The sequence below is a fragment of the Streptomyces sp. NPDC001068 genome (assembly GCF_042897315.1).
Lineage (GTDB): Bacteria > Actinomycetota > Actinomycetes > Streptomycetales > Streptomycetaceae > Streptomyces.
Genome location: NZ_JBIAYD010000002.1, coordinates 164,262 through 186,970, shown reverse-complemented (window position 1 = coordinate 186,970; position 22,709 = coordinate 164,262). Strand labels below are relative to the sequence as shown.

20 protein-coding genes and 1 tRNA gene are annotated in these 22,709 nt (G+C 72.8%); 15 read left to right on the top strand and 6 right to left on the bottom strand.

All coding sequences use genetic code 11. The annotated features are described in order from the left end of the window. Positions 1–38 precede the first annotated feature (38 nt). The 5 genes from ACFY3I_RS06180 to ACFY3I_RS06160 all read left to right on the top strand — a co-directional run bounded on the left by ACFY3I_RS06180 (position 39) and on the right by ACFY3I_RS06160 (position 7,557). Complete coding sequence (locus tag ACFY3I_RS06180; protein ID WP_390859572.1) at positions 39–980, top strand: ROK family protein; 942 nt, start codon at positions 39–41, stop codon at positions 978–980. Between the two features lie 207 nt (positions 981–1,187). Beyond that, positions 1,188–3,266, top strand: a complete 2,079-nt coding sequence (locus ACFY3I_RS06175; protein WP_390859571.1) for a glycosyl hydrolase family 28-related protein — start codon at positions 1,188–1,190, stop codon at positions 3,264–3,266. 217 nt (positions 3,267–3,483) lie between these two features. Then, the gene (locus ACFY3I_RS06170) at positions 3,484–5,535 is read left to right on the top strand and encodes an MMPL family transporter (RefSeq protein ID WP_390859570.1); all 2,052 of its coding nucleotides are present in this window, start codon (positions 3,484–3,486) and stop codon (positions 5,533–5,535) included. A gap of 100 nt (positions 5,536–5,635) precedes the next feature. Next, positions 5,636–6,820 carry a sensor histidine kinase gene (locus ACFY3I_RS06165; protein WP_390859569.1) on the top strand — a complete coding sequence of 395 codons (1,185 nt, stop codon included), beginning with the start codon at positions 5,636–5,638 and terminating at the stop codon, positions 6,818–6,820. Further along, positions 6,817–7,557: a response regulator gene (locus ACFY3I_RS06160; RefSeq protein WP_390859568.1), complete on the top strand. Its 741-nt coding sequence runs from the start codon at positions 6,817–6,819 to the stop codon at positions 7,555–7,557. The genes ACFY3I_RS06165 and ACFY3I_RS06160 overlap by 4 nt, the downstream gene beginning before the upstream one ends. A gap of 100 nt (positions 7,558–7,657) precedes the next feature. Here the strand turns inward: ACFY3I_RS06160 and ACFY3I_RS06155 are convergent, their stop codons facing one another. Further along, positions 7,658–8,527 carry an alpha/beta fold hydrolase gene (locus ACFY3I_RS06155; protein WP_390859567.1) on the bottom strand — a complete coding sequence of 290 codons (870 nt, stop codon included), beginning with the start codon at positions 8,525–8,527 and terminating at the stop codon, positions 7,658–7,660. A 71-nt stretch (positions 8,528–8,598) separates the two neighbouring features. On the opposite strand from ACFY3I_RS06155, the gene ACFY3I_RS06150 reads away from it, so the two are divergent. Then, a complete protein-coding gene (locus ACFY3I_RS06150) occupies positions 8,599–9,561 on the top strand; it encodes a DUF5937 family protein (protein WP_390859566.1) in 963 nt (320 codons plus the stop codon). 98 nt (positions 9,562–9,659) lie between these two features. Here ACFY3I_RS06150 and ACFY3I_RS06145 read toward each other — a convergent pair whose 3' ends face one another. After that, positions 9,660–11,285, bottom strand: coding sequence for a CehA/McbA family metallohydrolase (locus ACFY3I_RS06145; RefSeq protein WP_390859565.1), 1,626 nt, complete (start codon positions 11,283–11,285; stop codon positions 9,660–9,662). Positions 11,286–11,522: 237 nt separating this feature from the next. Here ACFY3I_RS06145 and ACFY3I_RS06140 point away from each other — a divergent pair, with 237 nt between their 5' ends. The 7 genes from ACFY3I_RS06140 (at position 11,523) to ACFY3I_RS06110 (ending at position 18,700) form a co-directional block, all read left to right on the top strand. Then, positions 11,523–14,261 (top strand): AAA family ATPase, encoded by a 2,739-nt coding sequence (locus tag ACFY3I_RS06140; RefSeq protein ID WP_390859564.1) that lies wholly within the window; start codon positions 11,523–11,525, stop codon positions 14,259–14,261. Positions 14,262–14,359: 98 nt separating this feature from the next. Beyond that, positions 14,360–14,611, top strand: coding sequence for a hypothetical protein (locus ACFY3I_RS06135; protein WP_390859562.1), 252 nt, complete (start codon positions 14,360–14,362; stop codon positions 14,609–14,611). Continuing rightward, positions 14,608–15,126, top strand: coding sequence for a DUF3558 family protein (locus tag ACFY3I_RS06130; RefSeq protein WP_390859561.1), 519 nt, complete (start codon positions 14,608–14,610; stop codon positions 15,124–15,126). Before ACFY3I_RS06135 ends, ACFY3I_RS06130 begins: the two co-directional genes overlap by 4 nt. A 16-nt stretch (positions 15,127–15,142) precedes the next feature. Further along, the gene (locus ACFY3I_RS06125) at positions 15,143–15,682 is read left to right on the top strand and encodes a DUF3558 family protein (RefSeq protein ID WP_390859560.1); all 540 of its coding nucleotides are present in this window, start codon (positions 15,143–15,145) and stop codon (positions 15,680–15,682) included. A 257-nt stretch (positions 15,683–15,939) separates the two neighbouring features. After that, entirely contained in the window at positions 15,940–17,265 is a 1,326-nt protein-coding gene (locus tag ACFY3I_RS06120) for a hypothetical protein (RefSeq protein ID WP_390859559.1), read from the top strand. A 114-nt stretch (positions 17,266–17,379) separates the two neighbouring features. Beyond that, positions 17,380–17,949: a hypothetical protein gene (locus ACFY3I_RS06115; RefSeq protein WP_390859558.1), complete on the top strand. Its 570-nt coding sequence runs from the start codon at positions 17,380–17,382 to the stop codon at positions 17,947–17,949. 91 nt (positions 17,950–18,040) lie between these two features. Next, entirely contained in the window at positions 18,041–18,700 is a 660-nt protein-coding gene (locus ACFY3I_RS06110) for a GNAT family N-acetyltransferase (protein WP_390859557.1), read from the top strand. Between the two features lie 263 nt (positions 18,701–18,963). On the opposite strand, the gene ACFY3I_RS06105 is transcribed toward ACFY3I_RS06110, so the two are convergent. Next, the gene (locus ACFY3I_RS06105; RefSeq protein WP_390859556.1) at positions 18,964–19,911 is read right to left on the bottom strand and encodes a S66 peptidase family protein; all 948 of its coding nucleotides are present in this window, start codon (positions 19,909–19,911) and stop codon (positions 18,964–18,966) included. 189 nt (positions 19,912–20,100) lie between these two features. Between ACFY3I_RS06105 and ACFY3I_RS06100 the strand changes: the two genes are divergently transcribed. Next, positions 20,101–20,178, top strand: a tRNA-Met gene (locus ACFY3I_RS06100). 133 nt (positions 20,179–20,311) lie between these two features. Here ACFY3I_RS06100 and ACFY3I_RS06095 read toward each other — a convergent pair. Both ACFY3I_RS06095 and ACFY3I_RS06090 read right to left on the bottom strand, forming a co-directional pair. Further along, entirely contained in the window at positions 20,312–20,644 is a 333-nt protein-coding gene (locus ACFY3I_RS06095; RefSeq protein ID WP_365289259.1) for an antibiotic biosynthesis monooxygenase family protein, read from the bottom strand. Positions 20,645–20,893: 249 nt separating this feature from the next. Continuing rightward, positions 20,894–21,127 (bottom strand): hypothetical protein, encoded by a 234-nt coding sequence (locus tag ACFY3I_RS06090; RefSeq protein WP_390859555.1) that lies wholly within the window; start codon positions 21,125–21,127, stop codon positions 20,894–20,896. Positions 21,128–21,304: 177 nt separating this feature from the next. On the opposite strand from ACFY3I_RS06090, the gene ACFY3I_RS06085 reads away from it, so the two are divergent. After that, positions 21,305–21,952, top strand: coding sequence for a superoxide dismutase (locus ACFY3I_RS06085; RefSeq protein ID WP_390859554.1), 648 nt, complete (start codon positions 21,305–21,307; stop codon positions 21,950–21,952). Positions 21,953–22,085: 133 nt separating this feature from the next. Here ACFY3I_RS06085 and ACFY3I_RS06080 read toward each other — a convergent pair whose 3' ends face one another. After that, positions 22,086–22,544, bottom strand: coding sequence for a MarR family winged helix-turn-helix transcriptional regulator (locus ACFY3I_RS06080; protein ID WP_365289257.1), 459 nt, complete (start codon positions 22,542–22,544; stop codon positions 22,086–22,088). Positions 22,545–22,709 lie beyond the last annotated feature (165 nt).

Below are 22,709 nucleotides of genomic sequence, written 5' to 3'. Positions count from 1 at the left end.
GACCCGTTCCCTCCCCCCACGAACCGCAGGACCCTGCCATGCCCAGCTCACCCCGGCCGCTGTTCGCCGGCATCGACATCGGCGGCACCACCACGCAGGTGGTGGTCTGCTCGGACGACCTGACGGTCCTCGACCGGGCGGAGACCGCCACCCCCGCGCGCGACGGCGGCCGGGCCATGGTCGGCGCCGCGCTCGACGCCCTCGCCCCGCTGCTGGCCCGGGTCCCGGGCCGCCTGGTGGGCGCCGGGATCGGTGCCGCCGGGGTGGTGGACTCCGCGAACGGCCGCATCCTGGTCGCGAGCGACTCCTTCCACGGCTGGGCCGGTTTCGCCGTCACCGCCGCCGTCGAGGACGGCCTCGGTGTCCCGGCCTACCTGGACAACGACGTCAACGCCTTCCTCTACGGAGAGGTCAACGGCGGGGCGGTGCAAGGCGAGACCGACGTCCTCGGCATGACGCTGGGGACCGGTGTCGGCGGCGCCCTGTGGACCAACGGCTCCCTGTACGCAGGCCCGCACGGCGCGGCCGGGGAGATCGGGCACATCCCCGGCTTCGGGGACCTGCCCTGCTCCTGCGGAGGCCGCGGCCACCTGGAGACGCTGGCCTCCGGCCGCGCCGTCGCGGCCCGTTACGCCGACCGCACCGGCCGCCATCGCACCGCCCGTGAGGTGGCCGAGGCCGCCGCCCTCGGCGACGAGAACGCCCTCGCCGTGTACCGGGAGGCGGGAGCGGGGGTCGCCCGCGCCATCGTGATCACGGCGGGCGTCGCCGACATCACCACGGTGGTCGTCGGCGGTGGCGTCAGCCGGGCCTGGTCCCTGCTGGACCCCTTCATCCGGTCCGCCCTCGCCGCCGACCCCCCGGTCAGCGGTCACCCCGTCCGTCTGGTGCGGGCCGCCCTGGCCTCCGACGCAGTTCCCGTCGGCGCCGCCGCCCGCGCGCGCGGCGAACTGGCCGCGAGGCCCGGGGTGACGGCTTAACGACGGCGGTCCGCGGAAATCGGCCCGCAAGAAATCGACTTGCACTTGCAGAATCTCAACTGATTCATGGAAGTTCGAGTCTGACGTCTTGTCGGCCGTTCCTCGGCGCCCTAATGTCCCGGTACGCAGCGGCACGGCCCTACCCGTCGCGCCGCCGTGCACCGAGCTGCCCTCGGTGTCCTCCGCTCCCAGAGAAACGAGAACCCGATGGCGCGACACACCGTCCACGCGAGTGCGGAGCGGATCCGGGACCGCGCGCGAAGACCGGCCCGGACGCTCGTGGCACTGACCGCCGCCGGCGCCGGACTCCTGCTCGGACTCGGCACACCCGTCCCGGCGGCGGCGTCGGGGCACGGTGGCGGCGGGCCGGCCGCCCCGGTGGTGACCCGCGCCGGGCTCGATCCCGCCCTCGTCGCGGGCCGGGGGGCCGCGGTGGACTTCGCCGAGCAGGAGGCGGAGAACGCGGCGACGAACGGCACCGTCATCGGCCCCGACCGCACCGCCTACACGCTGCCCTCGGAGGCCTCCGGGCGCACGGCGGTGCGCCTGGAGCCCGGCCAGTACGTCGAGTTCACCCTCCCGCGCGCGGCCAACGCCCTCACCGTGCGCTACAGCATCCCCGACGCCGCGCGGGGCGGCGGCATCACCGCACCCCTCGACGTCTCCGTGGGCGGCGGCCGGCCCACCACGATGACCCTCACCTCGCGGTACTCCTGGCTCTACAACCAGTACCCGTTCAGCAACGACCCCCAGGGCGACCTGCTGCACCCCGACTGGTGGATCACCGAGTGCGGCTGCGTGCCCGCCGCCACCACCCCCGCGCCCGCCATCGACAAACCGTTCCGGCCGAGCCACTTCTACGACGAACAGCGACTGCTGCTCGGCAGGCGGTACGCGGCCGGCGACACCGTCCGCCTCACCGCGCCGAAGCACAGCGCCGCCGCCTGGACCGTGATCGACCTCCTCGACACCCAGCTCGTCGGCGCGCCGCACGTCGAGAAGCACGCCGCGAACGTCATCGCGTTCGGGGCCGACCCCACCGGCCGGCGCGACGCCGGCGACGCCTTCGACCGGGCCGTCGCGTACGCCGAGAAGCGGCACCTCAAGGTGTACCTGCCACCGGGCACGTACCAGGTGAACCGCCACATCACCGTGGACGACGTGACGATCGTCGGGGCCGGCAGCTGGTACACCACCGTCAAGGGCCACCAGGTCACTCTCGACACGCCCGCCCCCGACGGCTCGGTGCACACCGGGGTGGGCTTCTACGGCAAGGACGCGGCGGACGGCGGCAGCCACCACGTCCACCTCTCGGGATTCGCCGTCGAGGGCGACGTACGCGAACGCGTCGACACCGACCAGGTCAACGCCATCGGCGGGGCGCTGAGCGACTCGACGATCGACGGTCTCTACCTCCACCACACCAAGGTCGGCATGTGGTTCGACGGCCCGATGACCCGGCTGCGGGTCACCCGCACCGTGATCGCCGACCAGATCGCCGACGGCCTCAACTTCCATACCGGCGTGACCGATTCCAGCGTCTCGGACACCTTCGTGCGCAACACCGGCGACGACGGTCTGGCCATGTGGTCGGAGAAGACCGGCGACGCGCGCAACGTCTTCGCCCACAACACCGTGCAGTCCCCGGTCCTCGCCAACGGCATCGCCCTGTACGGCGGCACCGACAACACCGTCACCGGCAACCTCGTGGCCGACCCCGTCAGGGAGGGCAGCGCCATCCAGGTCGGCTCCCGGTTCGGCGCCGAGCCGTTCACCGGACGGCTGAGGATCACGGACAACACGACCGTCCGCTCGGGTCCGTTCGAACTCAACTGGAAGATCGGTCTGGGAGCCATCTGGTTCTACGCCCTGGAGCGGGACATCGACGCCGACATCCAGGTCACCGGCGACCACTTCCTCGACAACACCTACAACGCGGTCATGCTGGTGTCCGACTTCCCGGTGAAGGACAAGTACGCGATCCGAGGCGTCCGTTTCAAGGACATCCAGGTGGACGGCACCGGCACCTCCGTGCTCAGCGCCCGCTCCGCCGGTTCGGCGTCGTTCGAGAACGTGGACGCCCGCAACGTCGGCGCGGTCGGCGTCAACAACTGCGGCTCCTTCAACTTCCCCGCCACCGGCTCCGAGTTCACGGTGAACGACCTCGGCGGCAACGACGGGGGCGGTACGACGGGCCCCTGGCTGGCGTCCTGGGAACTGCCGAACACCATCACCTGCGACGACCGCCCGGCGGTGGTGCCGCCTCCGGCGCCGACGCCCTGGTGAAGGACCGGCACCGGCGAGGAACCCGGCCGTCGTCGTCGTTGCCGTCCATGGTCGTGCCGACGGACACACGGCGCGGACTACTCCCGCGGGAGTAACGGCCCCCGCACAGCGCCGTGCGGAGTAACGGAGGATTCAGACGTCGGCGGGACGCGGGGGCGGGGACCGGGCCGGAAGGCTGGTGCCCATGGAAAGCACTCGATCATCTCGGAAAAGATGGTTGCCCTGGGCCGTACTGGCACTCTGGGTCGCCGTGGTGGCGCTCGCGCTGCCCTTCGCCGGCGCGCTGGGCGGCGAGACGAAGGACGGCGAGGTGGACTACCTGCCGGCCGCCGCCCAGTCGACGAAGGTCGCGAGGATCGTGGCCGAGATGCCGGGCGGCGGCACGACGGACCTGGTCCTCGTCTACCGGCGGGCCGGCGGGCTGACGCCCGCCGACCGGGCCGTCGCGGCGCGTCAGGCCGCCGCCGTGGACAGGGAGTTCGACCTGGTCGGCGGCGCGCCGAAGCAGATCGTGGCTGACGACGGCGGCACCCTGATGGTGCCGGTGGCGATCGCCGCGTCGGAGGAGGACGGCAAGGACGTCGTCCGGGAGGTGCGCACCCTCGCGGCCGACGGACGTACCGGCGGTCTGATCGTGCGCGTCGGCGGGCCGGGCGCCCTGGCCTCGGACATGGACGAGACCTACGGCCGGATCGACGGCATCCTGCTCGTGGTCACCCTCGTCGTCGTGGCCGTACTGCTGGTCCTCACGTACCGAAGCCCCTTCCTGTGGCTGCTGCCCCTGCTGTGCACCGGGGTGGCGGCGGTCGGCGCGATGGCATCCGCGTACGCGCTGGTCGACGCGTTCGGGCTGACTGTCAACACGATGAGCAGCGCCGTCATGACCATCCTGGTCTTCGGCGCCGGAACCGACTACGCCCTGCTTCTCATCGCCCGCTACCGGGAGGAACTGCGCCGTACCGAGAGGGCGTACGACGCGATGCGCCGGGCCTGGCGAAACACCATGCCGGCCATCGTGACGTCCGCGGGCACCGTGGTGGCGGGGCTCGCCGTGCTCCTGCTCGCCGACCTCAACAGCACGCGGGCCATGGGGCCGACCGGCGCGGTCGGCGTGCTGTGCGCGCTGGCGGTGATGACCACGCTGCTGCCGGCGGTGCTGGTGATGCTGGGGCGGCGCGTCTTCTGGCCGCTCATTCCCGCGTACGCCGGCGAGGCCGCCACCCGGCGCGGGATGTACGACCGGATCGGCGGCCTCGTCACCCGGCGTCCCGTCGCCGTCCTGCTGACGGGCACGATCGTGGTCGGCGCGCTGGCCCTCGGCGCTCACGGCCTCCCCGGCCAGCTGCGCAGGGAGGACGCCTTCACGACCCGGCCCGAGTCCGTGACGGTCATGCGGGAACTCGCCCGGGCCTTCCCCGAGCGGAGCAGCCAGCCCGTCACGGTACTGGCGCACACGACGGACGCGCACTCCGTCGTCGCGGACGTGCGCGGGGTACCGGGCGTCACCTCCGCGACCACCGTCCGGGACGCCTCGGGCTGGGCGGAGATCAGTGTCACCACGACGGCCCAGCCGGAAAGCGGGGCGGAGGCCGCGACCATCACCAGGCTGCGCACCACGCTGGGCGACCGGGCCCTGGTCGGCGGCCACAGCGCCCAGGACATCGACACCGCGGCCTCGGTCGCGAGCGATCGCGGCCTGGTGATCCCCCTGGTCCTGGCCGTGGTCTTCGTCCTGCTCGCGCTCCTGCTGCGCAGCCTCGTCGCACCCTTGCTGCTGCTGGGTGCGGTGGTGGCCGTGTGGGGGGCGGCGCTGGGAGTCGGCGTCCTGGTCTTCGGCCCGCTCCTCGGCTTCGCGGGCGCGGACGCGACACTGCCCACCCTCAGCTTCGTCTTCCTGGTGGCGCTCGGGGTGGACTACGGCATCTTCCTGCTGCACAGGGTGCGGCAGGAGGGCGCGGTGATCCCGGCGCTCACCGCGACCGGCGGTGTCATCGCCTCGGCGGGAATCGTCCTGGCGGCGACATTCAGCGTGCTGACGGTTCTCCCGCTGGTGTCCATGGTCGAGCTGGGTCTCGTCATCGCTGTCGGCGTTCTGCTGGACACCTTCCTGGTCCGGCCGTTCCTGGTGCCGGCCGCGGCACAACTGCTCGGGCGGCGTCTTTGGTGGCCCGCCCGGCCGGCCCGGACCGGCGGCGGGCAGACTTGCCTCGTGGGCGGTGTGCCGGAACCGGCGCGCACGCCGGGCGACACCGCGTCCAGCGCCGTCTGAACGGCGGCCGGGCCGCCTCGCCCGGCCCGCCGCTTCCGAACCCGGCTGCGTGACGGCAGCCGGTGATGGCAGCCCGTGATGGAGGGGAATCGTGTCGGTGGTGTCGAAGACGCCTCGCATCACGCGTCAGGACATCGTGCTCGCGGTCGGCACCTGCGCGGTGCAGTCGGTGCTCGCCGTGGCCTCCGGGAGCGGGGGGCGCGGTCCGGACGCGCTGGGCTGGGGACTGCTCACCGGCAGCGCGGCCGTCCTGGCGTGGCGGCGGCACCGGCCGATGGCCGTCATGCTCGCGATAGTCGTCCTGATCGCCCCCTACCACGCGCTCGACTACGTCCATCAGGCCGCGCTGCCGGCCAGCCTCGTCGCGCTGTACTCGGTGGCCGTCGCGGGACCTCGACCGCGGACGTACGCCACCCTGGTCGGGTCCGTCACCCTCATGGCCGGGGTGATGACCGTGGTCGCCGGGCGGGGCGGGGCATGGGACGTACTGCGCGTCGGCGGCTGGATCCTCGCGGTGGTGGTGCTGGGCGACGCCGTGCGGATCAACCGCCGGTACGTCGCCTCGGTCCTGGAACGTGCCGAGCGCGCCGAGCTGAGCCGCGAGGAGGAGGCGGCCCGGCGGGTGGTGGATGAACGCATGCGGATCGCCCGGGACCTGCACGACCTGCTGGCGCACAGCATCACCGTGATCGGGGTGCAGGCGTCGGTCGCGGGGCACGTGCTCCGGGAGGATCCGGAGCTGCTCGACCGGGCGCAGCTGGCCCAGACCCTGGAGGGCATCTCGGACACCTGCCGGGACGCCCGGGCCGAGCTGCGCGCCACCCTGGAGGTGCTGCGGGCGGGGCAGGCGGACGAACGCCCCGGACCGGTGCCGAGCCTGGCGGGGCTTCCCGACCTGGCCAGGGTGGCGGAGGCGGCAGGCCTGACGGTCGACCTCGGCGACGCCGAGCCGCCGGCGGTTCCTCCGGCCGTCGGGGTCGCCGCGTACCGAATCGTCCAGGAGGCTCTGACCAACGCCGTACGCCATGCTCCCGGATGCCGGGTACGGGTCGCGCTGGCCGTGAACGGGGGGCGGTTGCGCCTCACCGTCGAGGACGACGGTCCGCGGGTCCTGGTGCGGGACACGGCAGCCCGGCCGCCGTCTCCGGGATACGGGCTGATCGGGATGCGTGAGCGCGCCCGCAGTGTGGGCGGCACGCTCACCACCGGACCGCGTCCGGCGAACGACGGCTTCGCCATCAGCGCCGATCTGCCGCTGTGCGCGACCCTGGAGGCCACACGATGAACGACGACGCGGCGCGGAGGATCCGGGTGGTCCTCGCCGACGACCAGGCCCTGGTACGCGGGGCCTTCGCGATGCTCGTCGGGGCGAGCCGGGACATGGAGGTCGTCGGCGAGGCCCGAACCGGCCGGGAGGCCGTCGCGCTGGCACGCACCGCCGGCGCCGATGTCATCGTCATGGACATCCGGATGCCGGATCTCGACGGAATCGAGGCCACCCGCCTGATCGCCGCCGACAAGAGCCTGGCCGGGGTCAGGGTGCTGGTGCTGACCACGTACGACACCGACGACCACGTCGTCGACGCACTGCGCGCGGGCGCCGGCGGCTTCCTGGTCAAGGACACCCGCCCGGCCGAGCTGCTCGAGGGGATCCGTACGGTCGCGGCGGGCGACGCGCTGCTCTCGCCCGGCCCCACGGCCCGGATCATCGCCCGGGCTCTACGGCTGCCGGAGGCCGCCGTCGCGCCGGGCGCCGCCGTCTCCGAGCGACTGGGGTCGCTGTCGCCGCGCGAACGGGGCGTCCTGACCCTGGTCGCGCGGGGCCTCAACAACGTCGAGATCGCGGGGGTGCTGCACCTGAGCCCGCTCACCGTCAAGACGCACGTCAGCCGCATCATGGGCCGGCTCGGTGCGCGCGACCGGGCCCAACTGGTGATCCTGGGATACGAATCGGGTCTCGTCGTGCCCGGCAGTCCGGACCGACCGCACGCGGACCCGGACACCGCAGCCGTCGAGCCTTGACCGTCAGGTGTCCGACGGGTGCGTACGACGGTGTGCGGAACGCCGACCGCCGAGGCGGCCGGTGCCCTTCCGCGCCGTACCGTCCGGCAGTCGGCGGTCTTCATCGGGGGAGAGGGCCGCGATGGGCGCCCGGCTGCCCCAGGAAGGCCACGGCGGTCGCCACGAACCGGTCCGGGTCGTCGAGCCACGGGAAGTGCCCGGCTCCGGGCTGGACCGCGAACTCGGCACGCGGGAACAGCCCGGCGAGTTCCGCCGACGTGGACGGAGGGGCACCCGGGTCGACCTCACCGGCCAGCACGAGGACCGGTGACCCGAACCGGGTCAGCAAGGCGCGGGTGGTGTCCGGAGTGAAGGCACCCTCGGCGTTGAAGGCGGCCACGACCCTCCCGTCCAGCCGCTCCTCCTCGGCGGCCCGGTGGGCCCGGGCCGCCTCGTCCCAGCGGCCGTAGGAGAACGGCGCGACGGCCTGCCAGGAGGCCGGGGTGGCCCGGCCCGCCCCGATCGCCTCCAGAGCCGCGAAGGCCTCCGGGAACCACGGCTCGTCCCGGCGCGACCGGACGGTGTCGCGGCGCAGCTCTCCGGAGATCTCGATGCCGACGGCCCGGACGCTCGGTGTGATCAGCGCGAGCCTGCCCACGCGGTGCGGCAGGCGGCTCACGTACTGCACGGCCAGATTCGCGCCGGCGCAGTGCGCGAGCAGGTCCATCCGGTCCAGGCCCAGGTGCTCGCGAAGCGCCTCCAGGTCGTCGACCAGCCGGTCGCAGCGGCAGGAGGCGAGGTCCGCGGGCATCGCGGACCGCCCCGTGCCGCGAAGGTCCGGCATGATCAGGCGCCGGTGCGCGGACAGGCCGCCGAGCTCGCCCAGGTAGGCCGACTCCTGTGGTCCGCCCGGCAGGCACACCACGGGCGGGCCGTCCCCGCTCACGCGACAGGCGAGCCTGGTTCCGTCGTACGAGGTGAAGAATTCCATGCCGGACAGCGTGGGGGCGACGACGTGGGACCGCCTATCGTTCAGCCACAGCTACATGATGGGCGGCACGGATGGCGGTCGAGATCAGGTTCACCGCGGCGTCGGTCGCGAGGGTGCGGTTCGCCGTCTCGCCGCTGGGCGAGACCGTGCTGGCCGTTCGGATCCTGCTGGGCACGGCCGGGCACGCGGTGCACCAGCCGTGGGTGCGCGCCGCGCGGCCGCTGCTGGCGGGCGAGCGTGAACTGCCGCTGCTGCGGGCGCTGATCGGTGGGCCGCTGCCGTCGTTCCTGTTCCCGGTGCCGCCGGAGCGGCTGCCTTCAGTGACGGCCGAGTTGGACCTGCTGCGGGCCACGGAAGAGGCATTCTTCCGGCGGGAGTACGGCGCCGTCGTGGGCGTGCCGGCGGAGGAGGCCCCCGGGCCGGCGGCGGTGCTGCCGCGGCTCGCGGAAGCGCTCCTGCGCTGCCACGACCTCCTGATCGCCCCGCAGTGGGGGCGGATGCGCGCGGTGCTGGAATCCGACATCGGCAGGCGGGCGCTCACCCTGGTGGACGGCGGAGTCCACGCGCTCCTCGCCGGGCTGCACCGGGATGTCGCCTGGGACGAAGGCCAGTTGGTGGTGCACGGACGGCGCACCCCGCACTCGGTGCACACGGTCGACGCGGGCGGTCACGGCCTGGTCCTGCTGCCCAGCGTGTTCAACTGGCCGAACGTGGGCGTCGACAAGTCCCCGGTGGCGGCCGCGTCGATCCGCTATCCGGCGGAGGGCGTCGGTCTGCTCCGGGAGCCTTCCACCGAGGCCCCGGCGGGGCTCGCCCCGGTGCTCGGCCGCACCAGGACGGCACTTCTCGCCGCGCTGGCGGAGCCCCTGACCACGGGGGCGCTCGCCGGCCGGCTGGGCATCACCCCGAGCGCGGTCTCCCAGCACCTGGGCGCGCTGCGCGGCGCCGGTCTGGTGTCGACACGGCGCACCGGCCGCACGGCGCTCCATCAGCGCACGGAACGCGCGAACCACCTGCTGGGCGAATCCGGTTGAGAGTCGCGCGGTGTTCCCCGCCCCCACTGCTCGCAGGGGACGGGAAACTCCGCACGCGGTGCGGGGACCGGACTCGGTGAGCCGTGGGCCCCCGGCGATCAGTGACGGTCCGGCATCAGGAAGACGGGGTTGGTGAGCGCGGCCATGGGGCCGAACATCAGGGCGTCGCCCATCGTGTTGCCCTGCCCCGGCGACCCGTTCGCCATCGGGTGCCGCACCTCGGCGCGGACGTAGGCGGCCAGCGAAGCCGTCGTACGCCACACCACCGTGCCCTCGCCCGCGGCGTTCACCGACTCCTGGTGCATCTGGCCCTCGTCCGTGATGAAGCGGACCGTGCCGTTGGGGACACCCTTGACGTCCAGCCGGATGTCCACCGGAGCCTCGGCGGGCACCGTCAGCGTCTCGCCGATACCGGCCTGGCGGGCGTCGCCGCTGGCGGTGAACGTGAGCTGGACGGCCGAGGATTCGGCGATCCAGCTGCGTCCGGCGCGGATGCCGTCCATGACGGCGTCGGTGCTCAGGTCGTCGGCGAGGACGACGTTGTGGGGCAGACCGATCACCTGCGGAACGCTGTGCGCGTCGCTGTTGCCCATGGCGGGGATCCAACGTCCGCCCGAGCGGACGGCCTCGCCGATCTTCTGGTCCCAGGTGCTGATGGCGTGCTCGTCGTCGTACGTCCACGGGCCGGTCCACACCTCGGTGGCGTCGGCGTCGTCGAAGCCGAACTTCCACTGGCTCGCAACGTAGGCGCAGTACATGTGGGCGGGGACCACGATGCCGCCGGCGCGGCGCACCTTGCGCGCGAAGCGGGGGAACGCGTCGTCACGGTTGCGGTAGCGCCAGTCGATCCAGTCGCCGGGAGGCAGGCCGAGGGCCAGCCAGTGCCCGTTGCGGGTGGTGACCTCCTCGCCGGTGATGATCAGCAGGTCCGCGTCGGCGTAGTCGCCCCACACCGCGTGCGCGGACGACGTGTTGTGGTCGGTGGAGACCATGAAGTCGAGGCCGGCGGCACGCGCTCCCGTCGCCACCTCCGCGGGCAGGCGCTTGCCGTCGGAGTGGACCGTGTGCAGGTGGCAGTCGCCGCGGTACCAGGCGCGACCGCGTCCCTTGGCCCGCTGCGGCGGGTAGTTGGCCGGCGCGGCGGGGCCGGCCGGACCGTAGGTCAGGGTGATCTGCACCTGGTAGTTCAGGCCCTGCGGTGCCACCTGGTAGGGGCCCAGCACGACGTGCCAGGTGCCGTGGCCGACGGGTCCCGGGAGATATCCCGGCGTGGCCTCGCTGTTGCTGATCTCGAACGAGGTGCGGGCGCCGCCGGACCAGCCGCGGAAGCCGCGGCCGCCGAGCGCGATGCCCCGGTCGTCGAAGACGCCGATGTCACAGGAGTTGCCCGGCGTGCCCGAGGGGACGGCCGGCTTGTCGTAGGAGTACGACACGGAGATCTTCTGCACGCCGCGCGGCACGTCGACCGGCAGGTAGACGAAGTCCGCCACGCCGGTGTCCAGGTGGCCGGTGACGGTGCGGGTCTCCACGCCCGACTCCGGCGGCGTGCCCTGCGCCGCGGCGTCGGCACTCGGCGCGAAGGAGACCGACTCCAGGGTGAGGGCGGCGGCACCGGCGGCGGCCGCGGCCAGGAAGCGGCGGCGCCCGGGGGCGCTCACCGCCGCGTCGGTCTGCTCGACGTGGAGGACGTCCACCTCGTGTTCGCAATGTCCGTCAAGACACATGTGCCCTCTTCGTGATGCGTGGTTGCTACATGGATGCGCGCCGACTGTTCAGGTGTGTCGTGAACGGCGGATGAGCAAAGAGCGGCCGGACCGGCAATTGCCGTAGGAATATCTACGACAGCGTGTCCACTCCGTTCGTACGAAGTGACCGGTCTCCGTGTTCGTCACCGAGGTGACCGCCGACGGTCCCCGGATCTTCGCTTCAGGAGCACCGGGCCCGCGAACTATGCTGGTTTCGTGGCTTTGGTGTTCGGTCGGGACGCCGTGCTGGAGCAGGCGTGGGGATCGCTCGTCGGGTGTGATCCGGTACTACTCACAGGGCCGGCCGGGATCGGCAAGAGCGCCCTGTGGCGCGCGTTGGTGGACAGGGCGCATCAGACGGGCTGGACGGTCCTGGCGTGCGCGCCGGCCGAGTCGGAGTCCGCGCTGGCGTTCGCGGCGCTGGCCGACCTGCTCCAACCGGTCGGACACCAGGTGGCCGGGCTGCCCGCACCGCAACGCGCGGCCGTCGAGGCCGCACTGCTCACCTCGACGGTGGACGCCACGGTCGACGAGCGGGCGCTGGCGGCGGCCACGCGCTCCCTGCTCGCCACCGCCGCGGCCGGTGACCGCCGGGTCCTCGTGGCCGTCGACGACGCGCCGTGGCTGGACCCGGCCAGCGAGCGGGCCCTCAAGTACGCGCTGCGGCGAGCCCCCCAGGTGGCGATCCTGGTCAGCGCCCGCGGTGACGACACCGTCCCCGCGCCGCTGGAACTGCACCGGCTGGCCGGGCGGATGCGCCGGATCGACGTGGAGCCGCTCGGGGTCGGGGCACTGCACCACGTGCTGCGGGACCGGCTGGACGTGACGCTCGGCCGGCCGCTGCTGGCCCGTATCGTCCGGGACTCCGGCGGCAACCCGCTGCTGGTGATGGAACTGGCCCGCGCGGTACTGCGGTTGCCCCGGCTGCCGTCCCCCGGCGAGGACCTGCCGTTCTCCGCGACGATGTCGAAGGTGCTGGCCGAGACCGTCGGCGCGCTGCCGACGGAGAGCCGTGACGCGATCCGGCTCGCCGCACTCCTGTCCGTCGCCCGTCTGCGTGACCTGCGCGCCGCCGGGGTGGACCTCGGCGACCTCGACGCGGCGGAGGACGCCCGGCTGCTCACCGTCGCCGAGAGCGCGGTGCACTTCAGCCACCCGCTCTACGCCGCGGCGGTCCGCGCGGACATACCGGCGGGCCTGCGACGCCGTCTGCACCGCCGGCTGGCCGACGTCGTCCCCGATCCCGACGAGCGGGCGCGCCAGCTCGCCGCGTGCGTGGTGGAGCCGGAGGAGGCCGTGGCCGCCGAACTCGAGGCCTCCGCGGAACGGCAGCGGCGCCGGGGCGCGCCACAGATCGCGGCCGGCCTGTACGAACAGGCGGCACGGCTGACTCCCGCCCGGCCGGCCGGTACCCGGGGCCGCCGGAGGCTGGCGGCCGCCCGCTGCCGCTACGACAGCGGAGACTACGGGCCGGCGGCCGAGGCCGCGGAGCAGGTCGCCGAGGCGGGCGACGGCGACCTGCGGGCGCAGGCGTTGCTGCTGCGCGCCGAGGTGGCCTGGAGCGCCGACGAACCGCTCTCGGTGGCGGCCGAGACGGCCGAACGGGCGCTGGCCGCGACACCGGACCCGGCGTCCGCGGCGGCCGGACGTATCCACGCCTACCTGAGCCTGTTCCAGGACTCGCCCGAATCGGCCCGGCGCCATGCCGAGGCGGCCTGCGCGTTCCTGGCCGGCCCGCCGCCCGAGGACGTCGAGCTGCTGTCGGGATCGTTGCTCCAGCTCTTCTTCAACGAGGTCCGCGGCGGGCGCCCGCCCCGGCTCGAATTACTCGACCGGGCACTGGCGTTGGAGGGGGAGCGTCCGTCCTGGCTGGGTGGCACCGTCCCGGCGATCTGGTGGCGGGCCGTCGACGAGCACGACAAGGCGCGGGCTCGGCTGACGAGCATGCTGGAGCAGGCCGTCGCCCTCGGCGACGAACCGGCGCAGCACGAACTGCTGAGCCACCTCGGGGAGACCGAACTCGTCGCCGGACACTACGACGCGGCCGCCCGCACCATCGCCGAGGCCCGGGACCTCGGTGAACAGCTCGGCACCGGGCTGGTGGGCGAGACGTGGCTGGCCGGCCTGCTCGACGCGCACCGGGGAGAGGTGCGGCGGGCCCGGCAGGTGGCGGAGGCGGGACTGCGGCGGGCCGAGACCGTCGACGACCCGTGGGCGCGCCGGATCCACCTCGCCCTGTCCGCCTTCACCGCGCTGTCGGACGGCCGCACGGCCGATGCCGCGGGGGCTTACCGGGCGCTGGCCGCCGAGGCCGACGCGACGGGCCTCGCCGAGCCGCTGTCGCAACGGTTCGAGCCGGACTGGATCGAGGCCTGCGCCGCCGTCGGTGACCTGGACACCGCCCATCACGTCCTCGACCGGCTCGTCGTACGGCACGAGCGGCTGCCCCGGCCGTGGACGACGCTGGCGCTCGCGCGCAGCCGGGCCCTGCTGGCCGCCGTGCGGGGCGAGGACGCCGCCCGGGCCGTCGGCAGCCTGGAAGAGGCCAGGTCCGCGGTTCCCGCGCACGTGCTGCCGCTGGACCGCGCGCGGTGTCTGCTGGTGGCCGGGGTCGTGCACCGGCGCGCCAGACGAAGGCGGGCCGCTCGCACGGCACTTGAGGGCGCGGCGGCCGAGTTCGCCGCGATCGGGGCCCTGGCGTTCGAACGCCGGGCCAGGGCCGAACTGGCCCGGATCGGGGGCCGGACGCCGTCCGCGCCGGAGCTGACCCCCACCGAGGAACGCGTGGCCCTGCTGGCCGCCCGGGGCCGGACCAACCGGGTCATCGCGGACGAGTTGTTCATCAGCCCGAAGACCGTCGAGGCGAACCTCGCCCGGGTCTACCAGAAGCTCGGTATCTCCAGCCGTGCCGAACTGGGCGCGGCGATGGCCCGACGGGCCGGGAACAACCCGTAGCGGAGCGGGGAGAGTCGGCGGCCGCCCGGGGGGCGGCCTTCATTACGTAGGGAAACACCCGATTCGGCGGCGCCCCGTCCGGACCTAGCGTCGTCTTCGTGACCAGCCGACTCTTCGCCGTGGAACGCTACGACGACTCCGGTGGCGGGGCCATGTGGCAACTGCCCGCACCGGTGGCCGACTCCGTGCGCCTGGTCGCCGTCGTACATCTGCACACCGACGAGGTCGTGCTGGCGCTCGTCGAGGGTCCGGACGCCGATGCCGTGGCGGCGGCCCTGGCCGAGGTCGGCTGGCCGACCCATCGCGTCAGCCCGGCAACCTGGCTTTATCCATGGGGGAACCAGAAATGAAGCGCACCACCCTGACCATGTCCCTGATCGTCTCGCTGGCCCTGGGGACCGCCGCCTGCGGCTCCTCGACCGGCACACCGTCCGCCGCCGACCGGGCCGCGGGCAAGCCCTCGGCCGCCCCGGCCGCGCGGGACGACGCGGGCAAGGGCACGCCGCTCGACGCCTGCACGCTGCTCGAACCCGCGGAGGTGACACCCGTCATCGGCAGGAACGACGGCGGCCGGCCCACCTCGGGAGTGGGCGACAGCGTGTGCGGCTGGGAGAACCCGGACACCTACCACTCGATCACGGTGAGCGTCGGCGGCCCGGGCACGGCCGCCTCGGGCCGGCTCGCCGACCAACCCGGCGTCACCGAGGAGGCGGGGCCCGACGGAATCCGCTTCCTGAGCGGCGGAGTCGCGCGGTTCGCCGCGGGCGACCGCGACTGCCAGGTCCAGGTCGTCACCGCGGCCGGCGGCACCGGTGACCGGGCGACCGCCGTCAAGCTCGTCGGCCTGCTGCGCGACCGGATCTGAGAGAGGACGCCCCGTCATGCGCCGCATGTTCATCGCCGTACCCGTGCTCCTGGCCGTGCTCACCGGATGCGCCGGCCAGGGCGCGCCGGCCCCCACCGTCACCGTCACCACCACCGCGCCGCCGCCCGCGACCGCCACCCCGCCACCGAGTCAGGACGCGGACCCGTCGGCCCCCGCGACCACCGCCGTCAAGGCGTGTGAACTCCTGCTGAAGGAGGACGCGGAGACGCTCGCGACCGTCCCGCTCGAGGACGGCGTGGAGAGCCCCCCGACCAGCCCGGGATGCCGGTACACCGGGCCGACCGACGGCCCGCTGGCCCAGGTCGAGATCTACCTGGGCGACGGGGCCAAGAAGATCTACGACATCGACCGCCAACTCGGGCACACCTTCAGGCCCGTCTCCGGCGCCGGCGAAGTGGCGTACGCGGAGGACGACGCGGTCTTCTTCCGCAAGGCCACCACCTGGGTCGCGATCCGACTGGTCCGGCTCAACGATCCCGCCGAGAACCGCGGGCCCATCGAGGACCTCGCGCGCAAGGTGGCGGGGCGGCTGTGAGAAGGGCTGCGGACAGCGCGAGCACCACGCGCGCCGAGGAGTCGCGCGGGCGAGTTAATCGGACCGTGCGGCTCGCCGCCACGGTCGGGGCCCTGCTCCTTCTCGTCCCGCTGGCCGGGTGCACGTCCTCGAACGGAGGGCCGGACGGGGGCCACGGGAGCTCGGCGTCCCCGGCGGGAGGGAACAGCGGGTCAGGAGGTGCGGACGACACGGCGGCGGCCCGTACCTACGGGGCGGCACCCATCCAGGACGGGTCGGTGACCTACCGGCCCGACGTGGTCCTCGTGAAGGGCGGCGCGAGCGCGATCCGGGCCACCGGCCCGGACGGGCTGACCTGGACGATCGACGGACGGGCACCGGGCGCGGCCGAACTCGCGGTCGGCAAGGTCATGTACGTCACGAGCAGAGCGGTCGGCCGGGTCGTCGCGATGCGTACGGACGGCGGCGATCCCACGGTCACCCTGGCACCGGTCGACCTCACGGAGGTCTTCCTCGACGCGCACTTCCACGACGACCTCGCGATCGACGCGCGCTCCACCCTCTACCAGGAGGTGCCCGACCGTCCCGGAGCGGTGTCCGAACCGGCGGCCGGCACCGCGGGCACGTCACCTTCGGTGGACCCGGCCCTGTTCACGGGACGGGCGGGCGTGGCGCCGGCGAGGGCGGGAGCGGTCCTCGCGGTCGGCCGGCCGCGGCTCCTGCCGGCCGACGGCCCGGACCGGCTGCCGCCGGCCCGGGAGAACAGCGTCACCTGGAGCCACGGGGGCTGGGAGGTGCAACCGGAGGCGTCACCGGGACAACTCGGGCTGAAGATCGGCCACGAGGCGGGCGACGGTCTCAAGGTCTTCGTCGACTTCGCGCTGCGGACCAGCGACCTGCGTGTCCGGTCCGACGTGTCGATAGCGAACGGCAGGCTGGGGTCGGGATCGACCTTCGTCGTCGAAGGGGTCGACGGCTTCTCGATCGCCGTCTCCGCGGGCGCCGCCGACGGTGCCGACGACAACAAGAGGATCAGGGTGGAGGTGCCCGTGGAGCTCACCGTCCCCGTGGTGCCGGGGGAGCCGCTGATGTACAGCAACACCTGGAAGTTCGTCGTCGGCACCGCGCTGAGCGGCCGGAACACGACGGTGACCGCCGGTGGCAGGTGGCGGCTGGACGGCCCGCTGGGCCTCGTCGACGGCAAGATGGTCACACCGCACCTGAGTGTCGAGAAATCCATCATGGACTCGATCGGCGGGGTGTCCGTCGGCGTCAGCGGGGTCGCCGCCGCGGTCGAGGCCAAGTTCCAGCTCGGTCTCGGGATTCCCGCCGCGTTCGCCGGTCCCTACGCCAAGTTCGTCATGGACACGGGAGTGACCAACGGCTCCGCGCTCGGCACCCCGCTGGCGCGGTGCAGATCGGCGAAGCTGGAGGCCAAGGCCGGTGCGGGGGTCGGTATCTCGGTGTCGTCGGAGGTACTCCAGGCGCTGCGAAGACTGCTTCCCTCCGGCGCGAAGCTGGAGATGGAGAGCGAAAGCCTCAAGTCGTATTTCAAGGCGTCCCAGATCCTTCCGAAGGTGCCGCTGTGCGTCGGCTCCGGCTGACCCTGGCGGCGGAGGCGGGCCCACGGGAAGGGCCCGGCCGTACTTCGGGCACATCACTCGACTGGACCGCCGGTTCGGGAACTCGACAGTGCGTCACTCACGGGGGGAAACGAAATGACTTCGGACAGGCCGGCGCCGAACGGCGAACCCGGACCGAGGCCGCTGCTGCGCAAGGGCCTGAGAACCGTCGGCGTACTGGCCGCGATGGCCGCGGCGCTGCTGGTGGCGCGGACGGTGCTGGCCCCCTGGGCGTATCCGCTGCCGGGCCGGCCCAGCCTGACCGGTTACTGGCAGGGGCGGATCGTCTACTCGCCGACCGACAGCCGGCAGATCCTGCTGCGGATCCGCTACGAGGAGAACTGCTCCATGGCCTGTTCCATGACCGGCCGGGTCAAGGTGTGCGGGGCCGGCCGGAACACCGCCGGAGATCTCACGGGCGACGTGCACACCTGGAGCGGCCGCCGCTTCTCGCTCTACCTCCACCTGCCCGCGGCCAGGGACGACGTGCGCATCCAGACCCTCGACGGCGACTGGTACGGCGACGCGGTCCGTATGCGGGCGAAGGTCGACTACTACGACGCCGCGGGTACCTGGAGCTCCTCGCAACAACCGCCCGCGCCGGGGGCGTTCGGGATGCGGCGGATCGACGGGGGACATTTCGACGCCGCGTGCGCGAGTCCCTGACGCCGCGTACACGGTGGCACGAGGCCGGGTGCTGGCGCTTGTCACAGGTCACTGATGTAATTGCCCCATGCGTGTTTCATCACTTACGGGTGTGACTGTCGTCGAGGACTGGGTCTCCGGCTGGGTGGTCTCGCGGGGTGCCTCCGATCCCATGCCGCGGCCGTGGGGCTGGACCGTCGACGTGGGGCAGCAGGGCCAGGTCGCGCGGCAGGTGATCGTCGACGCGGACGAGGCGCGCGTGCGCGAGGCCGCCGCGCAGGCCCGGGGGGAGGGATGGTGGCTCAAGGTCTTCCTGCCCGAGCCGTGCGAGGAGCCGGAGACACGGATCGCCGGATGGCTCGGACCGGCGTGGACGTCCGGCGGGACGGCATCCCTGATGTCGGTCGAGCTGGCACCCGCCACGCCCGGTCCGCTTCCGCCCGACTACACGCTGCGCGGCTGGACCCGGGGCGACGTGGTCCGCGTGGTCGTCGCGGCTCCCGACGGATCGCTCGCCGCACGCGGGCAGATGGGCCTGGCTGGGGAGGTGGCGGTGGCCGACCAGATCCTCACCACGCCGGCCCACCGACGCCGTGGCCTCGGCTCCGTCGTCATGCGCGCGCTCCAGCAGCAGGCCCTGGCCGCGGGCGCCACCCGAGGCGTGTTGGGCGCGACGCCCCAGGGCCGAGCCCTGTACGAGTCCCTCGGCTGGCGCACCCGCACGGCCTTCGTCAGCCTCTGCCGCACCGCACCGCGCACGGAGCCGACCTAGCCCCCTCCGACGGCCCACGCCCCGAGCCGCCGCCGCGACGGCCGGCCGACGTCCCCAACCGTGCGGGCCGCTCCCCGCACGGCGGCACTGGAGCCGGCACGCGGAGCAGCGCCCTCGCCAACCGGCGGCTCCGCCGGGCCGGTGAGTCCTCGAACTCGGCCGCGGCGCAGGCCATGGGCCCAGAGCGCTCGCCGCCAAGGGTGCCGGCATGGCCGGACTCGGCCTGTCCGAGGCCCGACTCCCCGCTGCGCCCGGCTGCCGGGTCAGTCCAAGGTCTGCGTCAGCTCGCTCCGGCCTGCCGAGTGAACGATGCGACCGTGCGCCCCGTTGACGATCGGCATGTGCGGTGGGACGTGGCCGCACTCGACGTCGGCGATGATCGGCACGTTCAGACGGCCGAGGGCGTCGAGGACGGCTTCGTGCTGGCTGAGGGAGCTGCTGTCCGGCGCGTTGGTCCGGCCGACGAGCACGGCGTTCGCGTGGTCGAAGAATCCGGCGAGCCTCATCCCGTGCAGGTTCCGGCAGATGGTGAAGGCGTCGTCTTCGGCCGCTTCCACGTACACCAGCAGCCCTTCTGGGGACTGGTCCCGCGTGAAGGCCGAGACGTCGAGGCAGGGCGTTCCCGCGAGATTGCTGAGCGTCTCGATGCAGCCGCCGATCAGCCGTCCCTCGGCTTCGACATCGCCGTCGCCGTCGAGCCGGATCCACGCACCCCGGGAGTCGAGGGTGTACTCGCGTACGTCAGGGAGAGCGGCGTAGTCGTCGAAGCCCGTGCCCCGGTGGCGACCGGGCGGGCTCTGCGTGAACCGGTGGCCCGAGGGTGCGGTGACGATGTCGAGCCATGACAGCAGTCCCTCGGGCACGCGGTAGGGCGTGTCCATCAGGTTGTTGCCGTGAACGGTCGCCGTTCCCGTGAGAAGCGTCAGCGGTGTGATGAGGGTCGAGAGGTCGGAGAACCCGACGAGCCAGGTCGGTTCTGTTTCCCGGAGTTGGCGCCAGTCGAGCAGGGGGATCAGGTCGATCGCGGTCTCGCCGCCCCACGGAGGAACGACGGCCCTGATGGTGGGGTCGGTCAGCATCGACATCAGTTCGCTCGCGCGGTCGGCAGCCGGAGCGCTCACATGCCCGGCGCCGTCCATGCACCGGCCGACGACGACTTCGTATCCCCGGGCTTGTACGTCACGGACGGCAACGTTCAGCCGCTCACGCATTCCCTTCCCGACTCCGCTCGACGGAGCGGTGACACCGACACGGTCACCGGAGCGCAGAGGGCGCGGGTATCGAACTGGCATGCGCCGGATTTTGGCACAGCGCCGTGTCCGGACGACAGCGAGTTCTCTCCGGGCGGGGCGAAATTCCGAGCAGGCTCCCCCAGGGATGCCTTACGGTGGAGTCACCGGCGCGGGGTGGAGCAGCTCGGTAGCTCGCTGGGCTCATAACCCAGAGGTCGCGTGGTTCGAATCCCGCCCCCGCTACCAATGTTCGGCCCCCTCCGACGCACACGGTCGGAGGGGGCCGACGCCGTGCGGGGGCGTCGTACCGCAAGGACGGACGTAGCCTCCACGGATCGGTCAGGGCCTCCGGCCCGCGGCTCGGCGGCCCGCTCCGGCGCTACCTGCCGTGGGTGGACAGCACGTGGAACAGGCGCGGCTGCACGTCGGTCGCGATGGTCGCGGCCTCGTCCATGTGGGCGCGGGCCTCGGGGTTGGCCAGCATCGCGCGGTAGTGCTGCTCGCTCTCCCACTGGGCGTAGTTGATGACGCGTTCGCCGTCCTGGGAGGCGTGGAAGTTGGCGCAGATGAAGCCGGGCTGGCGCCTCATGGTCTCCTCGGTGGCACGGGCGAGCAGCGCGATCAGCTCGGCCTGACGGTCGGGGGGGACCGTGAAGACGTTGATGAGCGTGGCCACCGGACGGGAGCTGTCGATCTGTGCGCTAACAGTCATGGGTCCAGTCCTCCCCGCGCTCGTCCTGTGAACGGCGGCCGGTGGCGGACATTCCTCCAATCGGACCAGTGATCCGCCCCGCGTGCCGGTGCCGATGTCGAGCACGGGCCTTGGTGCCGGGGCGAGTTGAGTGGCGGGCGACCGCTGCCCGGCGCCGGTTCGGGTGAACCTCCACCGCGGATGTTCAGGAACTGTTCCACGATGGCGATGGCCTCCTGCGGTGCGGTCCTCGCGGCACGCGGACGCCGGTCATCGGGCGGCCACGGTCGGCGGGTGGAGCGCGGCGTACTGGCGTGCCAAGGGGCGCCGACGGGGCGGCCGGCACTTCCCGCGCAGCGGTTCGGGGACCACGCCGGCGTCGTGCCGGGGGTGCCGGTCCTTCCTCGCCGCCACCGCGGGCCCCGGCTGTCGGCCGCCCCGGACGAGTCCGGCGCCGGATCCGTCGCGGGACGACTCGGCGACCGACGCGGTCGGAGAAGCCATGCCACACCTTCCTGCGCTGAGTGCGTTATTGCGAGTAGTGTGCAATAAAGTGGCTCCGGACGCGAAGCCGGACTCGCCGCCCTCGGTCGCGTGTCGGCCGGGTGGACGGCGTTCTCGGCTCGCTGCAACTAGCGTGCAGTTGCATATGTATGGCAATAATGGTGGAGGATGTTGGACATGGCGGTTTACACGCTCCCGGAGCTTCCCTACGACTACTCGGCGCTGGCGCCGGTGATCAGCCCGGAGATCATCGAGCTGCACCACGACAAGCACCACGCGGCCTACGTGAAGGGTGCCAACGACACGCTGGAGCAGCTCGCGGAGGCGCGGGACAAGGAGACCTGGGGCTCGGTCAACGGCCTGGAGAAGAACCTGGCCTTCCACCTCTCGGGCCACATCCTCCACTCGATCTACTGGCAGAACATGACCGGCCCGAAGGACGGCGGCGGCGAGCCGCTGGCCGCCGACGGCGTCGGTGACCTCGCGGACGCGATCGCGGAGTCCTTCGGTTCCTTCGCCGGTTTCAAGGCCCAGCTCACCAAGGCGGCGGCCACCACGCAGGGTTCGGGCTGGGGCGTCCTCGCCCACGAGCCCCTCAGCGGCCGGCTGATCGTCGAACAGGTCTACGACCATCAGGGCAACGTCGGCCAGGGCTCGACCCCGGTCCTGGTCTTCGACGCCTGGGAGCACGCCTTCTACCTGCAGTACAGGAACCAGAAGGTCGACTTCATCGACGCCATGTGGGCCGTCGTCAACTGGCAGGACGTGGCCAGGCGCTACACCGCGGCCAAGGAGCGCGGTGACAGCCTGCTGCTCCGCCCGTGACGCCGTAGCCGCGTCGGCGCAGACGTCCTGCTCGTGATCGTCTTCTCAACCTTCACCTGCAGGCGGTAGGAGGAAGGGCCCCGTGAGCCGGATGCTCGCGGGGCCCTTCTGTCGCAGGGTCGGAACTCGGTGGCTAGGCGCTGGGCGCGATGCGCTCCAGCACCTCTGCCGCGGCGGCGAGGTCGCACCCGTCGAGGCGTGAGAACACGTGCCGGCGGACGCTCTGGAGGTTGGTGGGCCACGCCTGCTTCAGTTGCGCCCAGCCCGCGGGGGTGAGCACGGCGAGCCACGCCCTGCCGTCGTCCGGGGACTTGTGCCGGACCACCAGCGACTGCGACTGCAACCGGTGTACGACTCTGGTCATCCCGCTGAGGGAGAGTCCGCACATGTTGGCCAGCTCGCTCATGCGCATCTGGTTCTGCGGCGCCTCGGAGAGGTGCACCAGAACGGTGTACTCGGTGCTGGTGATCGAATGTTCCTCGAGCATGTCCGCGTCGACGACCCTGGGCAGGAACGTCATCACTCTGCCGAGAGCCCGCAGGAAGGCCTCCTCATCGCGGTTGAGGGGCTCGATGGTCGTCGCGTCTGCCATGAGCACAGTGTAGGAGCCCCGGCCTCGTCGACCTTGCGGCCTCGGCCTCGGCCTCCACGGGAGTCGCTCGGAGTCGCTCCCGGGGAGGGACCTTGCGTTCCCTCGGTCTCACCGCACGCCCACCGGTTGAGCGACCGTCAGGGCGACCGGGGGTGGTGGCCCGTC